14 protein-coding genes are annotated in these 15,300 nt (G+C 64.6%); 4 read left to right on the top strand and 10 right to left on the bottom strand.

Annotated elements, in window-relative coordinates:
• Positions 1 to 103: 103 nt before the first annotated feature.
• The 9 genes from CKY51_RS22315 to nudE form a co-directional block, all read right to left on the bottom strand.
• A complete protein-coding gene (locus CKY51_RS22315) occupies positions 104 to 397 on the bottom strand; it encodes a hypothetical protein (RefSeq protein WP_155975912.1) in 294 nt (97 codons plus the stop codon).
• A 377-nt stretch (positions 398 to 774) separates the two neighbouring features.
• Positions 775 to 1,170, bottom strand: coding sequence for a glycine cleavage system protein GcvH (gcvH, locus tag CKY51_RS00930; protein WP_022973906.1), 396 nt, complete (start codon positions 1,168 to 1,170; stop codon positions 775 to 777).
• A 121-nt stretch (positions 1,171 to 1,291) separates the two neighbouring features.
• Entirely contained in the window at positions 1,292 to 2,401 is a 1,110-nt protein-coding gene (gene gcvT, locus CKY51_RS00935; RefSeq protein ID WP_152248751.1) for a glycine cleavage system aminomethyltransferase GcvT, read from the bottom strand.
• A gap of 129 nt (positions 2,402 to 2,530) precedes the next feature.
• On the bottom strand, positions 2,531 to 2,965 hold the full coding sequence (locus tag CKY51_RS00940) for an NfeD family protein (protein ID WP_022973904.1): 435 nt from the start codon (positions 2,963 to 2,965) through the stop codon (positions 2,531 to 2,533).
• Positions 2,966 to 2,968: 3 nt separating this feature from the next.
• The gene (locus tag CKY51_RS00945; RefSeq protein ID WP_152248752.1) at positions 2,969 to 3,934 is read right to left on the bottom strand and encodes an SPFH domain-containing protein; all 966 of its coding nucleotides are present in this window, start codon (positions 3,932 to 3,934) and stop codon (positions 2,969 to 2,971) included.
• Between the two features lie 131 nt (positions 3,935 to 4,065).
• Complete coding sequence (locus CKY51_RS00950) at positions 4,066 to 4,401, bottom strand: YnfA family protein (protein WP_022973902.1); 336 nt, start codon at positions 4,399 to 4,401, stop codon at positions 4,066 to 4,068.
• Complete coding sequence (mazG, locus tag CKY51_RS00955; RefSeq protein WP_022973901.1) at positions 4,398 to 5,222, bottom strand: nucleoside triphosphate pyrophosphohydrolase; 825 nt, start codon at positions 5,220 to 5,222, stop codon at positions 4,398 to 4,400. The genes CKY51_RS00950 and mazG overlap by 4 nt, the downstream gene beginning before the upstream one ends.
• 33 nt (positions 5,223 to 5,255) lie before the next feature.
• Positions 5,256 to 6,056 (bottom strand): 3'(2'),5'-bisphosphate nucleotidase CysQ, encoded by an 801-nt coding sequence (gene cysQ, locus CKY51_RS00960; protein ID WP_022973900.1) that lies wholly within the window; start codon positions 6,054 to 6,056, stop codon positions 5,256 to 5,258.
• Positions 6,053 to 6,601, bottom strand: coding sequence for an ADP compounds hydrolase NudE (gene nudE / locus CKY51_RS00965; protein ID WP_022973899.1), 549 nt, complete (start codon positions 6,599 to 6,601; stop codon positions 6,053 to 6,055). Before nudE ends, cysQ begins: the two co-directional genes overlap by 4 nt.
• 41 nt (positions 6,602 to 6,642) lie before the next feature.
• Between nudE and bioA the strand changes: the two genes are divergently transcribed.
• Complete coding sequence (gene bioA, locus CKY51_RS00970) at positions 6,643 to 8,061, top strand: adenosylmethionine--8-amino-7-oxononanoate transaminase (protein WP_031340585.1); 1,419 nt, start codon at positions 6,643 to 6,645, stop codon at positions 8,059 to 8,061.
• Positions 8,052 to 8,789 carry a 16S rRNA (uracil(1498)-N(3))-methyltransferase gene (locus tag CKY51_RS00975; RefSeq protein ID WP_022973897.1) on the top strand — a complete coding sequence of 246 codons (738 nt, stop codon included), beginning with the start codon at positions 8,052 to 8,054 and terminating at the stop codon, positions 8,787 to 8,789. The genes bioA and CKY51_RS00975 overlap by 10 nt, the downstream gene beginning before the upstream one ends.
• Before the next feature lie 198 nt (positions 8,790 to 8,987).
• On the opposite strand, the gene CKY51_RS00980 is transcribed toward CKY51_RS00975, so the two are convergent.
• Complete coding sequence (locus tag CKY51_RS00980) at positions 8,988 to 10,004, bottom strand: glucokinase family protein (RefSeq protein WP_038222752.1); 1,017 nt, start codon at positions 10,002 to 10,004, stop codon at positions 8,988 to 8,990.
• Positions 10,005 to 10,721: 717 nt separating this feature from the next.
• Between CKY51_RS00980 and CKY51_RS00985 the strand changes: the two genes are divergently transcribed.
• On the top strand, positions 10,722 to 13,409 hold the full coding sequence (locus CKY51_RS00985; RefSeq protein WP_152248754.1) for a TonB-dependent receptor: 2,688 nt from the start codon (positions 10,722 to 10,724) through the stop codon (positions 13,407 to 13,409).
• 204 nt (positions 13,410 to 13,613) lie between these two features.
• Positions 13,614 to 15,299 carry an alpha-L-fucosidase gene (locus CKY51_RS00990; protein WP_152248755.1) on the top strand — a complete coding sequence of 562 codons (1,686 nt, stop codon included), beginning with the start codon at positions 13,614 to 13,616 and terminating at the stop codon, positions 15,297 to 15,299.
• Position 15,300 lies beyond the last annotated feature (1 nt).

Genomic DNA, 15,300 nt, shown 5'->3' on the forward strand with positions numbered 1-15,300 from the left:
GACTCCACCGTCGATGGTGCTTCGGTGGACATCCGGAACAAGCTTGTCAGCCTGATGTCGATTCTGCTCACTCTCTTCCGCAGCAATGTCTGCTGGGCGAAACCTAATCACGCTTTTTTTTACTGTCAACACTCTTTTGCAATTTTTTTTTTGGCGGCGGTTCCGAGTTTCGCTCGCAGGGGATGCGGCGAGCACCGGCAACGCCGCCGGAAGGCGCACGCGAACTCCGCCCACCACAATGGCGTTTGCAAAAAAACACTTCTTTTCCGCTGTTTTTTTTATTTGTCTCGTCAATGCCAGAGGCGGTGGCGATGGCGGGCGGCGGCGGCACGCACGCCTCGCGTCGGCACGCGCCGGCTGTCCGCCAGCTGAAAATTTTTTTTCCGACGAAGCGCATTCCGGCGTCGCACAAGCACAAATGCGCAAACTTTCTTGCTCCCTCGCGCGACCGACCGACAGCAATCGCACCTCGATCGTGGCTCCGATGCAGGTCCAAGTGCACGACCTCGCGGCGCAGACGAGGGACGAAACGCAGGCGTCTTTCACCGCTCGCGCGCCCCGCCCTCACGTACGACTCACGACGGAAAACCGACGCGAGGTTCGCAACTGGGCGACGTCGAGACATCGCGCGTGCGTTGTCGGGTTCCGCGGCGGACCGGCGCCGCCGGCATCGCGGCACGTCGTCAGTTCGGAAGACGCCCCGGCCTGGCGATCGCCAGGCAAAAAAAAAGCCGCTCCGGGGAGCGGCCTTCGAGCATGCACTGGAGGGGGCGATCAGTGATCGTCGTCCTCGAGCAGCTCGGCATAGTCGTCCGGGGACAGCAGTTCGTTGAGCTGCTCCTTGTCCTCGATCTCGACGACGAAGATCCAACCTTCGCCGTAGGCATCCTCGTTGATGGTTTCCGGCTTGTCGGTCAGTGCGCTGTTGACCTCGACGATGGTGCCATCGACCGGGCTGTACACGTCCGACGCCGCCTTCACCGACTCGACCACCGCCGCGCCATTGCCGGCCTGGACGGTGTCGCCGACGCTCGGCAACTCGACATAGACCAGGTCGCCCAGCAGGCCTTGGGCGTGGTCGGAAATGCCGACGGTGACGCGACCGTTACCTTCCACGCGTGCCCACTCGTGGGATTTGAGGAACTTGAGGTCGCCAGGGATCTCGCTCATGGGTGTGCTCCGGAGAAACGGGGGTTGGGGACGAGGCGGTAGTTTAACCAACCGCGCACGGATGCAGGGACGACGACGAACCGAATGCGGACCTGGCCGGATACCGGCCAGGCCTCGACGCTCAGTCCACCAGCACGCCAGCCTGTGCCTGGCCATCGCGCACGAACGGAAACTTCACTGCACGCACCGGCACCTGCTTGCCACGAATGTCCACGCGCAGATCCTCGATGCTGCCAGCGGGCACGCGCGCGAACGCGATGGCCTTACCCAGCGTCGGCGAAAACGTCCCGGACAGGATCTCGCCTTCGCCACCGGCAGTCAGGACTTTCTGGCCATGCCGCAACACGCCCTTCTCGTCCATCACCAGGCCGATCATCTGACGGGGTGCGCCGTGCGCCTTCTGTGCTTCCAGCACCTCACGCCCGATGAATTGGCGCCCCTCGTCGAGCGCGATGGTCCAGGCCAGCGCCGCCTCATACGGGCTGACAGCCTCGTCCATGTCCTGGCCATACAAATTCATTCCCGCTTCCAGCCGCAAGGTGTCGCGCGCACCCAATCCCGCCGGCTTGACGCCTTGGGCGAGCAGCGCGTTCCAGAACGAGATGGCATCGCTCTGCGGCAGCACCACCTCGAAGCCATCCTCGCCGGTATAACCGGTCCGCGCCACGAACAGCGGCACGCCGTCGGTCGTGCGCGTCTGCAAGGCCGCAAAGCGGCCGAGCTTGCTCGCTGCCGCGGCATCGGCCGGATCCAGCAACGCGATGACCTTGGCGCGGGCATTCGGGCCCTGCACTGCCACCATCGCGAAGTCCGCACGCTCCTGCACCTGCACCTGGAAGCGCTGCGCCTGCTCGCCGATCCATTGCAGATCCTTCTCCCGGGTGGCGGCATTGACCACCAGGCGGAAGAAATCCTCTGCCATGTAATAGACGATCAGATCGTCGATCACTCCACCCTGGGGATTGAGCATGCAGGTGTACAACGCCTTGCCCGGAACCTTGAGCTTGTCGACCGAGTTGGCCAGCAGATGGCGCAAAAACGCCCGCACCTGCGCACCATGCAGATCCACCACGGTCATATGGCTGACGTCGAACATGCCGGCATCGCGGCGTACCTGATGGTGTTCGTCGATCTGCGAGCCGTAGTGGATCGGCATGTCCCAGCCGCCGAAGTCGACCATCTTGGCGCCGAGCGCGCGATGGGTGTCGTTGAGGATGGTCTTCTGGGTCATGGGCACGATCCAAGGGAAAGCCGCCATTATCACTGGCCCATGCGGCGAGAGGGAACGCCCGGCCTTCGCCGCCATCATTTTCCTGAGCCACCAGGGCCAAACGGCCGGCGATCGCCCACTGGCGGGTGCTCAGCCGGCTGCGACCACCTGCAGCGTCATGCCATCCACGCCGACGATGCGGACCGTGGCGCCGGCCGGCAGATCCGGACCGCTCACCACCCATACCGCGTCGTCGACCTTGGCACGCCCCTGGCCGGCGACGATCGCACGATCGAGCAGCACGGTGCGGCCGATCAGTTGCTCTGCACGCCGATTGAGCAGGGGCCGATCGCTGGCGCGCTCGCGGTCGCGAAACCAGCGGCGATAAACCTGGATGGCGACGAAGCTGAGCACCACGAAGGCCACCACCTGCACCAGCAGGCTGGTGCCGGGCAGCAGCAACACCAGCAACCAGACCGCTGCCGCCGCGATCCCCATCCACAACAAGAAAGCGCCGGGCGCCAGAATTTCGGCGGCAAACAGCAGCACCGCCAGCACCGCCCAGGCGAATACGTCCCAGCGCATGGCTCAGCCTCCGCTGCGTGGCGGAATCGGCGGCACGCGGGTGACGGAAGCGTCGGCCTTGCCGACCGCTTCCTTGGCCAGTTCGGCGATACCGGCGATCGAGCCAATGATGCCGCTCGCCTCCATTGGCATCAGCACGAACTTCTGGTTGGGAGCGGTCGCCAAGGCCTTGAACGCTTCCACATACTTCTGGGCGACGAAATAGTTGATCGCCTGCACGCTGCCCTGGGCGATCGCGTCGGACACCACCTGGGTCGCGCGTGCCTCGGCCTGGGCCAGTCGCTCGCGCGCTTCCGCATCCCGGAACGCTGCCTCCTTGCGCCCTTCCGCCTCCAGGACGGCGGCCTGCTTTTCGCCATCGGCGCGCAGGATCTCCGACTGCCGTGAACCCTCCGCCTCGAGGATCTGCGCGCGCTTCTCGCGCTCGGCCTTCATCTGCCGCGCCATCGCGTCCACCAGATCGCGCGGCGGCTGGATGTCGCGAATCTCGATGCGGGTGACCTTGATCCCCCAGGGGTTGGTCGCATGGTCGACCACGTTCAACAGCTGCGCGTTGATGGTCTCGCGCTGGCTGAGCGATTCGTCCAGGTCCATCGACCCGATCACCGTGCGGATATTGGTCTGCACCAGGGCGATGGTGGCGATTTCCAGATTCGACACTTCATAGGCCGCCTTGGCGGCATCCAGCACCTGGAAGAACACCACCCCGTCCACGCGCACGACGGCGTTGTCCTTGGTGATCACGTCCTGGCTGGGGACATCGAGCACCTGCTCCATCATGTTGATCTTGCGACCGACGCCGTAGACGATCGGCACCAGAAAATGCAGACCTGGCGTCATGGTGTGGGTGTAGCGCCCAAAGCGCTCCACCGTCCACTCGAAGCCCTGCGGCACCATGCGGACGGCCTTGAACAACGCGATCACACACGCGATCAGAATGACGACGGCCAAGAACGAAGTCGGAAACATCAGTGCTCTCCTTGCTGGATCGGTCCAGACGAAAGTATGCCTCAAGCGGCACGCACCTCGCCGCAGACGTGGCGAGGCTGACGCGAGCGCTAGACCTTCTCTATCTTATGGATGACGCAGCCGTGCGGCCGTCAGGCCGGTCGCGGGGCAAACATGATGACGGCCATGCCAAGCAGACAGCATGCGGCGCCCAGCAGATCCCAGCGGGTCGGCGCCACGCCATCCACCCACCACAACCACAACAGCGCGCAAGCGATATAGACGCCCCCATACGCTGCATAGACACGCCCGCTGGCGGTGGGATGCAAACTCAACAACCAGACGAACGCCGCTAGGCTCAGCGCCGCCGGCGGCAGCAACCAAGCACTGCCCTGCTTGCGCAGCCATAGGTACGGCAGATAGCACCCCAGCAACTCGGCCACCGCGGTTGCGAAGAACAGCAGCACTGTCTGCGGCAACGCGCTCATCCGGGCAAGGACTCCTGCCGCTTGACCTGCTTCCAGAGCGCTTCCTGCGCATCCAGCGGCAAGGCATCCAGCGATGTGCCACTGGCCTGCGCCAATGCCTCCATTGCGCGAAAGCGCCGTTCGAACTTCAGATTGGCGTGGCGCAAGGCCGCACCGACATCGACCTGGGCGTGACGGGCCAGGTTGGCGCAGACGAACAACACGTCGCCCAGTTCGTCCTCCAGGCGTGCCTGGTTGTCGCCGACCGGGCCGCGATCGAACTCGGCACGCAATTCGCCGATCTCTTCCTGCAACTTATCCAGCACTGGCGCCGGACCGGGCCAGTCGAAGCCGACCCGGGCCGCCCGCGACTGCAACTTGGTGGCGCGCTGCCACTCGGGCAGTCCGCGCGCGACGCCGGCCAGCGCGGACGCATCCTGTTCGCCAGCGGCCTTCCGTTCGGCGCGCTTGATCTGCTCCCAACTGGTGGCAACGGCCTGGGCATCATCGGCCTGCGCATCGCCAAACACATGCGGGTGGCGGCGGCGCAACTTGGCGCTGAGTCCGGCAACCACGTCGGCAAAGCCGAAAGCGCCCTGTTCGTGCGCCATCTGCGCATGAAAGACCACCTGCAACAACAGATCGCCCAATTCGTCGCGCAGACCGGGCAGATCGTTGCGATCGATCGCGTCGGCGACTTCGTACGCCTCTTCGATCGTGTACGGCGCGATCGTCGCGAAGCTTTGCGCGAGATCCCAGGGACAGCCATGAACGGGATCACGCAGTCGCGCCATCAGGTGCAGCAGGCCGGCGATGTCGCCGGGCGGAGGCGTCTGGCTCATGCCATCTCCAATGTCGAACGGTAGCGACCGACCTCACACCACCCAGTCGCGCCATGGCAGGCCGGGATCGCCCAGGGCGATGAAATCGCCGTTGAGCAGGGTCGGCCGGCGGTTGTAGCGGAACGGCTTGCCGGTATCGGCCGCGATCAGCATGCCGCCAGCGGCATGCAGCACGCACTGGCCGGCGGCGGTATCCCATTCGGAAGTCGGGCCGAAGCGCGGGTAGACGTCCAGGCTGCCCTCGGCGATCCGGCAGAACTTCAGCGACGAGCCCTGCGCAATCACATCGACCGGTCCCATCCGTTCGAGCGCGGCAGCGGTGCGTGCGTCGCGATGGGATCGGCTGGCGGCAACGCGCAATGGCGCGGCCGCCGGCATCCGCGTCTGCAGCAGTTCATCGCGATGACCATCGCGGCGGTAGGCGTTCTCACCACGTGCGGCATACCAGATGCGCCCATCCACCGGCGCCTGCACCACGCCCAGCACCGGCGCGCCCATGTGGATCAGCGCGATATTGACGCTGAACTCGCCATTGCGCTTGACGAACTCACGGGTGCCATCGAGCGGATCCACCAACCAATAGCTGGTCCAGTGCTGGCGAATCTGCCAGTCCACCTGCGCCGATTCTTCCGACAGCACCGGCACATCCGGGGTCACCCGCCGCAGTCCGTCGACGATGACGCGATGCGCCGCCAGATCGGCCTGGGTCAGCGGGCTGGCGTCGTCCTTCAGCTCGACAGCGAAGTCTTGTGCGTAAACCCGCATGATGGCATCGCCGGCATCGCGGGCGATGGCGATCACCGTCTCCCGCAGCTCCATCGGAATCTTGATCACGCGTGTCGCTCCAGCCACTCGCGGGCGATGAACAAGGCCGCCAATGAACGCCCCTCGGAAAAGTCCTCGCGCAGCATCAGCTCGTCCAGCCGCGCCAGCGGCCACGGTACGACCTCCAGCTCTTCCGGCTCGTCGCCTGGCAGCCGCTCCGGATACAGGTCGCGTGCAACCACCAGCCAGGACTGGTGACTCATATAAGTAGGTGCCAGCGTCATCGCCCGCAGCACCTGCAGCTGGCGCGCGCCGTAACCGGCTTCTTCCTTGAGCTCGCGGTCAGCCGCCTGCACCGGGGTCTCGCCGGCATCGATGCGGCCCTTGACCAGGCCGAGCTCGTAACGATGCACGCCGGCGGCGTATTCGCGCACCAGCAGCACGGTCTGCGCATCGAGCATCGGCACCACCACCACCGCACCATGCCCCTGGCTGAGTTGACGCTCATACAGCCGGCGCTCGCCGTTGGAAAACTCCAGGTCCAGCTGCTGACGGCGGAACGGCCCCTCGCCTATTTCGGTGATCGTGTGGATGGTCGGCAGGCGAAGGCTCACAGGCGACACGCAGCGGCAAAGCCGACCGATAGAATAGGGTGATGCATCGACATATTCATGAGCCCGAAATCCTAGCAGACCCGGCAGCCTCCCACGCTGTCGATCAATGGCGGCAGCGCGACCTGGCGGTACTGTGGCATCCCTGCACGCAGATGCGTGAGCACCCGCACACCTTGCCGCTGGTCCCGATCGCGCGCGGCGACGGCGCCTGGCTGATCGACCACGCCGGCAATCGCTATCTGGACGCGGTCAGCAGTTGGTGGACCAACCTGTTCGGCCACAGCGAGCCGCGCATCGCCGCGGCCATCGCCCGTCAGGCAGGAACCCTTGAGCAGGTGATGCTGGCCGGCTTCACGCATGCGCCGGCGGTACAACTGGCCGAGCGCTTGTTGGCGATCGCGCCGCGCCAGGCCGACCGCGCCCCGCTGGCCAAGGTCTTCTATGCCGACAATGGCTCGTCCGGAGTGGAAGTGGCGTTGAAGATGGCCTTCCATTACTTCCACAATCGTGGCGAGCACGGTCGCACCCGCTTCATCGCGCTGGAGAACGGTTACCACGGCGAAACCATCGGCGCGCTCTCGGTCGGCGACATCCCGCTCTATCGCCGCGTTTACGCCCCCTTGCTGCTGGAGGCGACGTTCGCGCCATCCCCCGACGCTTACCTGGCCGCACCTGGCCAGAGTGCAGAAGAGCACGCCCTGCAGGCGGCCGATGCGTTGCAGCAACTGTTCGAACGATCGCCCGGGGAAATCTGCGCACTGATCCTGGAGCCGCGCCTGCAATGCGCCGGCGGCATGCGCATGTACCACCCTGCCTATCTCCGGCGCGCACGCGCCATCTGCGACGCGCACGGGGCGTTCCTGATTGCCGATGAGATCGCCACCGGCTTCGGCCGCACCGGTACGCTGTTCGCCTGCGAGCAGGCCGGGATCATGCCGGACCTGTTGTGCCTGTCCAAAGGATTGACCGGCGGGTTCCTGCCGCTGTCGGCGGTCCTGGCCACCCAGGCGCTCTACGACGCCTTCCTGGACGACTCGCGCGAGCGCGCCTTCCTGCATTCGCACAGCTACACCGGCAATCCGCTTGCCTGTGCGGCGGCATTGGCCAGCCTGCAGATCTTCGAGGACGACGGCATCATCGCGCGCAACCGACACACGGCCGCGCAGATGCAGCAGCTTGCTGCCGAGGTCGGCACGCATCCGGCGGTGGCCGACGTACGCCAAGCCGGCATGGTGGTCGCGTTCGAGCTGACCCAAGACGGCGATCGGCGCACGCCCTTTCCCGCTGCCGCGCGCGTCGGCCTGCATGCCTACCGGGCGGCGCTGGCGCGCGGGGTGGTGCTGCGTCCGCTGGGCGACGTGCTGTATTGGATGCCACCCTACTGCGTGGACGAGACGCAGCTGCGCCTGCTGGCCGACACCACCCGTGACGCCATCGAAGAGGCTGTCGCATGCGTCTGACTCGCTCCCATGTCGACTTGCCGCTGGCGGTTGGGCAGGACGTGCAACTGCCGGAGGAAGCAGCCAATCATCTGCTGCGCGTGCTACGCCTGCGCGAAGGCGACGCCTGCGTGCTGTTCAACGGCGACGGCATCGACTATCACGCACGCATCAGCGCCGCCGGCAAACGCGACGCACGCGCGTCGGTGACGCAGGCCGAGCCGGTCGACAACGAATCGCCGCGGGCGATCGTGCTGATCCAGGGCATCGCCCGCGGCGAAAAGATGGACCTGATCCTGCAGAAAGCCACCGAACTGGGCGTGAGCGCGATCGTGCCGGTCAATGCCGAGCGCACCGAGGTCAAGCTGGACGCCGGACGCCTGGAGAAACGCATCGCGCACTGGCGCAGTGTGATCGTCTCGGCCTGCGAGCAATCCGGGCGTGCACGCATTCCCCGCCTGGCCATCCCTTCGTCGCTGGCGGATGCTGCCGCCGCCACGCGCGATGGCCAATCGCTGCGCTTGACCTTGGATCCGCAGGGTGAGCACCGGCTGGCGACATTGTCGATGAGCGACGATCGTGCGGTACAGATCGCGATTGGCCCGGAGGGCGGCTGGTCGCCACGCGACCGCGCCACCCTGGCCGAGGCTGGCTTTACCGGTTTACGACTGGGGCCACGCATTCTGCGCACCGAAACCGCCGGGCTTGCGGCGATCGCGGCATTGCAGGCGCGCTTCGGCGATCTCTAACGCGTGTGATGTGCTTTGAGGTGCATGCGAAGCCTCCTGTGGCACGTCGAGGCAAGGGCTTGGCTTGCCCTGGCGGCCAGCCAAGCCAGCGCCACGCAGCATCCGCTGCGCAGCGCGGACGGCCAATGCCTCTCATTTCAACGTGCATCACACGCGCCAGGTCGCCCGGCTCGCTGACGGGCGGAGCGGGTGGCCGGCTCAGCGCCCGTATTGAAGAAACCAGCTGGCCGCGCCGATCACGCCCAGCTGGCCATGCTCGACGATGCGCACCGGCACCTGCGCCAGCGCCGGACGCAGCGTGCCCTTGTCGAGCAATCGCTCGACGAAGGAACTGCGGGCGATGAAGTCGGCGATCTGCGGCAGGAAGCCACCCGCCAAGTAGACGCCGCTGCGAATGCCGTACAGCAGCATCATGTCGCCGACGACGCTTCCCAGAAAACCGCAGAACGTCTGCAAGGCCTCGACCGCCAGCGGATCGCTGCCGGCGATGGCCGCGGCAGTGACCTCGGCAGGCGTGGCATGCACGACGGCGGCGCGACGCAAGTGGGCCAGGGTCGTGTAGAGATTGAGCAAGCCGGGGCCGGACAGCAGGTGTTCGGTGCCGACGTGCGAGCGCGTCTGCCGCCATTCCTGCAACAACGCCAGTTCCAGATCGCTGGCGGCGGCCAGTGCCGCATGACCGGCCTCGGTCGGCAGCACCACTGCACCGGCGCCACTGGGAATCCAGACCGCCGCGCCCAGTCCAGTGCCGGGGCCCAGCACCAATGCCGGCCCCTGCGCCCCCTGCTGCGGCCCCGATAGCTGCGCCACCTGGTTGCCGACCATGTAGTTGGCGGCGTAAGCCACCGCCTCGAAGTCGTTGACCAGATGCAGCGTCTGCATCCCGAGTTGCTGACGAATCTGCTCCGGCACCAGGGGCCAGGGCAGATTGGCGGTGATGACGCTACCGTCTTCCAGTGCGTAACCGGCGCTGGCGATCACGCCGCGACGCGTCGGCGGGCATCCCAGCTCGGCGAAGAACGCAGAAAAGATCGCTGCCAGATCCGGATAATCGGCGCAGCGATACGTGCGGTATTCCAGCACTGTCACCGGCTTGCGCGTATCGGCGTTCTCGCGCACCAGCGCCAGGCGCACATGGGTTCCGCCGACGTCCGCGGCGGCGAAGGTCTCAGCACGCGGAAATGCCACCGTTTCCATTGGACTGCTTGCGCTCACGCATTCTCCCGATCAAGTGGCGCGGCCTCCTGATTGAGTGGCAGCGGCCGATAACAATACCAATCCGCGACCGCGAATCGGCAGACAACGTTGTCAGTATTTCCCTGACAACGCAACTGGCAGGGAGATCCAACGGCTGCCAGGAGCCGGATTCGACACCACACGGAAGTGAGCATTTTCACTGGCTATTTCGGCACCGACCCTGAGGAGCGAGCGACCAATACCATCCGCGAAGAAACCGTACGGCAGCGATGGACGCTTCCGTCCGCTTATCCAAGCAACGACGACCGAGAGGAGGAGACACCGCAAAACCCCAAAATTTGCTGCAGTGCAGCGCATTTACAGCCGATCCAGCAATCTGTGACGACGTGTTGACAACGCTGTCAGGGCTACGCGAGACTCGCCGCAAATCGGGGTTTGGGCAGGAGGGGCCATGAACGATTTTCAGCTGAGTGATCGGCTGTCTCCTCGCCCGGAAGGTCCAGGTTCGTGGGTGGCGCGTCGTTCTGGCGCTCGACTCGCTGATGTCGCATCCGCTTCACCGCAACACCGAACGGGGGACACCTCCTCTGCCACGCGCATCGCCAAGGCCGGACTTCGCATGCAAGTCCCTCCGCACGGCGCTCCCGGCTCTGGAAGTGTTGTTTTGCCGCCACGCCGGACGCTCGACCGACAAATGGGTCCCGCGCCCACAGCACTAACCAACGAGGTTTAGTCATGCACAGCCGCACCACGACGTTAGCACTCTGTATCACCGCCGCTCTCTATTGCTCCGGCTCTGCAATGGCGGCTGGGCAGGAACAGACTGCGCCTTCCGGCGCATCCTCGACCACCACCGAGCTGGATACCATCACCGTGACCGGCTACCGCGCGTCGCTGGAGAAGAGCCAGGCGGTCAAGCGCTCGGCCAACTCCATCGTCGATGCGATCAGCGCTGAAGACATCGGCAAGTTCCCGGACACCAATGCGGCCGAGTCGCTGGCGCATCTTCCCGGTATCAGCGTCGACCGCCAGTTTGGCGAAGGTGAAAAAGTCAGCATCAACGGCACCGACCCGGCCTTGAACCGCGTGCTGCTGAATGGCCAGACCATCGCCTCGGGCGATTGGGGCGGCAATCCGACCGACACCAGCGGCCGTACCTTCAACTACACCTTGCTGTCGCCGGAAATCATCGGCTTGATGGAGGTCTACAAGACCCCGGAAGCGCGCATCGACGAAGGCTCGATCGGCGGCACGGTGATCGTGCATACCCGCAAGCCGCTGGATCTGCCCAAGAACACCATCCGCGGCTCGATCGGCTACAACTACAACGACCGCTCCGAAGAAGGCAACCCGCGCGGTTCGGCACTGTGGAGCTGGAAGAACGACGACGAAACCTTCGGCGCGTTGATTTCGGCCACCCATGACAAGCAGGATCTGGCACGCGCCGGCATCGAGTTCTTCGGCTACAGCACCGGCACCACCTACAACGCCGACGGCACGGTTTCCTCGCGCATCAATCCGGCTGCCCAAATCAACGGCAGCGGCGATATCAACACCGCCAAGTTCCCGGTCGGCATCAACAGCGCCTTCTTCCAGCAGACCCGCGAGCGCAACGGCCTGCAGGGCGCACTGCAGTGGAAGCCAAACGAGCAGAACGAATTCAATCTGACCGGCATCTACATCAAGGGCAAGTACAACAACTTCAGCGAATCGCGCTACGTCTGCCCTGGCTGCGGCGATCGCGACAAGTTCACCGAAGCCACCCTCAACAATGGTTACATCGTCGAAGGCCAGTTGTCCGATGCAACCGGCAATGGACAGCCTTACGCGCAGCTCGATACCAACTATCGCGAGAGCACGGTTACCACCAAGAGCCTGAATCTGCGCCACGATTTCTATGGCGAAAACTGGGTGTTCACCACCCAGGCCGGCGACACCAAGGCCACCGGCGGCAAGAACCCCGAGTACCTGATGAAGTTCCTGCTGCAGGACGGCGGCTACAACTTCGCCTACGACGGCAGCCACACCAGCGTGAACTATCAGAACGGCGCAGCCTCCAACTGGGCCCTGCCGGGCAGCCCGGCAGGCCTGCCGGCAGGTTCGACCGCCAACGGCGCAATGCAGGCCGGCGGTATCTACTACGCCAAGAGCGAAGATCAGGAAAAGTACTTCCAGTGGGATGCCGCGCGTGACCTGGCCTGGGGCCCGTTCACCAAGCTGCAGTTCGGCTATAAGTACATCAACCACGATAACGGCGTCGATGCCCGTGGCAATCGCATCAACACCACCGATGCGGTGTCGCTGACCCAGTTCAGCCCCGGCACCACCCCGAGCGGCCTGTACGACGGCCTTGGCGCCAGCGGCGATCTGACCAACTGGTCCACCGCCAACCTGCGTTCGGTGATCAACTACCTGCGCGGCCAGCCGCAGGGCCCCTACAGCATCGACTACGGCTCCTCGTTCGATGTCAAGGAAATCACCCATAACTTCTACACCCAGCTGAACTTCGAGTCCGGCAAGTGGCGCGGCAACCTTGGCGTGCGCTTGGTCGACACCAAGGACAAGTCGCTGTACTGGCAGAACAGCGGTGGCAGCGACTACAGCCATGTCGCGCAGACCACCGACTACTTCAAGCCGTTGCCGAGCTTCAACATCGCCTACGACATGACCGATGATGCCGTGCTGCGCTTCTCGGCCGCCAAGGTCATCGCGCGTCCGCGCTACGGCGATCTGGCCGGTGCCTTCACGTTCAACAGCACCAACACCCAGAACCTGACCGCCAGCGGCGGCAACCCCAACCTGAAGCCCTACGAGTCGACCAACTACGACCTCGCGGCGGAATGGTATTTCGCGCCGTCGAGCATGCTGTCCGGTGAAGTCTTCTATCGCGATATCGGCTCCTACATCGTGACCGACACCAGCGAGCGGCAGCTGACCGATCCGGTCAGTGGGGTCACCGGGCTGTACACGGTCAGTTCGCCCATCAACGTGTCCAACGCCAAGGTCAAGGGTGCGTCGATCAACTATCAGCAGACCTTCGGCTACGGCTTCGGCTTGCAGACCAACTACACCTATGCCGAAGCCAACACCAGCGCTGGCCTGAACCTGCCCTACCTGTCGCGCAACACCTACAACGTCATTCCCTACTGGGAACAGGGTCCGTGGACGGTGCGCGTCAACTACAGCTACCGCTCCAAGTACTTCACCCAGATCGGCCGCTTGGATTCGAAGGTCTTCACCGACGAATACAAGCAGCTGGATCTGACTGCCTCCTATCAGATCAACGATTGGATGGGCGTCAGCTTCAGCGCGACCAACCTGCTGGATTCGACGTACTACTGGTACAACGAAGTGAAGTACGCGCCGATCGGCATGTACAAGAACGGCCGCGGCTACCAGGCGCAGCTGAACTTCAAGTTCTGATGTAACCAGAGCGCGCCACCGACCCTCCACGGTGGCGCGCTCTTTTTTTGCCTGTCGATTGCAATGCAGCGACACGCCATTGTTGTATGCAGGAGTGGATCTGGCCATCGCCCTTGATGCAGGGGCGATGGCGAGGCCCGCTTCCGCCATCTACGCCGCGGTTACCCTGGCTGCGACGTCTCTGCTTACAGGAGTGCAGTTCCCATGACGACCGATAGCCGCGCCCACGCGGCTCCATTCCGCCGCCACGCCGGAGCTGCCCCCAGGAGTCGAACGCTCGCGCTCGCTCTGTTGCTGGCCTGTCCGCTGCTGTCCGCGCATGCTGCCGACGCGCCGACCGCCGCCACTGCAACCACCCTGAGCCCCGAGGCGATCGACCAGCAATGGCTCGATGCCACCGCCCAATACGCCCCCGAGCGCGAGCGACTGGTCCGCGAAGCCGAGGCTGGCGCACGCAAGGGACCATTCCGTCCCGACTGGACCGCGCTGAAGACCTATCGCTCGCCGGCGTGGTACGACAACGCCAAGTTCGGCATCTTCATCCACTGGGGCGTGTTCTCGGTGCCGGCCTTCGGCAGCGAGTGGTACTCGCGCAACATGTACCTGCAAGGCTCCAAGGAATTCGCCCATCACGTGGCAACCTACGGTCCGCAGGCAACGTTCGGCTACAAGGACCTGATTCCCAAGTTCACCGCGCCCAAGTTCGATCCGAATGCGTGGGCCAAGCTGTTCCGCGAGGCGGGTGCGCGCTACGTGGTGCCAGTGGCCGAACACCACGATGGCTTCGCCCTCTATGACTCCAAACTGTCGGACTGGACCGCGATGAAGATGGGACCCAAGCGCGATCTGCTGGGCGAGTTGTCCAAGGCGATCCGCGCACAGGGACTGCACTTCGGCTTGTCCTCGCACCGTGCCGAGCACAACTGGTTCTTCGACGGCGGCCGCACGTTCGATTCGGACGTCAACGATCCCCGCTACGCGGCGCTGTACGGGCCGGCACAGGTGCGCCTGCCGGGCAAGGACGACGCCGATGTCACCAACGACTGGACGCCGGTCTCGCAAGCCTGGCTGGATGACTGGTTGGCGCGCACCACCGAGTTGATCGACACCTACCAACCGGACCTGATCTATTTCGACTGGTGGATCGCCCACCCGACCTTCCGTCGCAGCCTGCCGACCATGTTGGCGTACTACTACAACCAGGGCGCGGCGCGCACCGAACCCGACCGCGGGGTCGTGGTGAACTACAAACTCGGCGCATTCCCGGAAGGTGCGGGCACGCTGGATATCGAGCGCGGTCAGCTCACCGGCATCCACCCGACCCATTGGCAGACCGATACCTCGGTCAGCAATGCCTCCTGGGGCTACATCGAAAACGACACCTACAAGTCGCCTACCTTCATCATCCACATGCTGGCCGACGTGGTGGCCAAGAACGGCAACCTGATGCTCAACATCGGCCCGCGCGCCGATGGTTCGATCCCGGATACCGAGCGCAACATCCTGCTGGCGATCGGCCGCTGGCTCAAGACCAATGGCACGGCGATCTACGACAGCAAACCGTGGCGTGTCTATGGCGAAGGCCCGACCGAAGTGGTGGGCGGCACCTTCCAGGACACCAAGACCAAGCCGTACACGCCCGAGGATTTCCGCTTCACCACGCGCGACGGCGCCCTGTATGCGATCGAACTGGGCTGGCCGAGCAACGGCGAAGCGGTGATCCGCTCGTTGACACCGGCCGATGGCGTACGCGGCGTCAGCTTGCTGGCCAACGGCAAGAAGATCCCCTTCGAACAACGTGCCGACGGCCTGCACCTGCGGCTGCCGGTGAAGCCGGTTGGCGAAAGTGCCTACGTTTTCCGCATCGACCTCTCCTCCCCCACTCCCTAAC

It is taken from the genome of Xanthomonas maliensis, assembly GCF_009192945.1.
Taxonomy (GTDB): Bacteria; Pseudomonadota; Gammaproteobacteria; order Xanthomonadales; family Xanthomonadaceae; genus Xanthomonas; species Xanthomonas maliensis.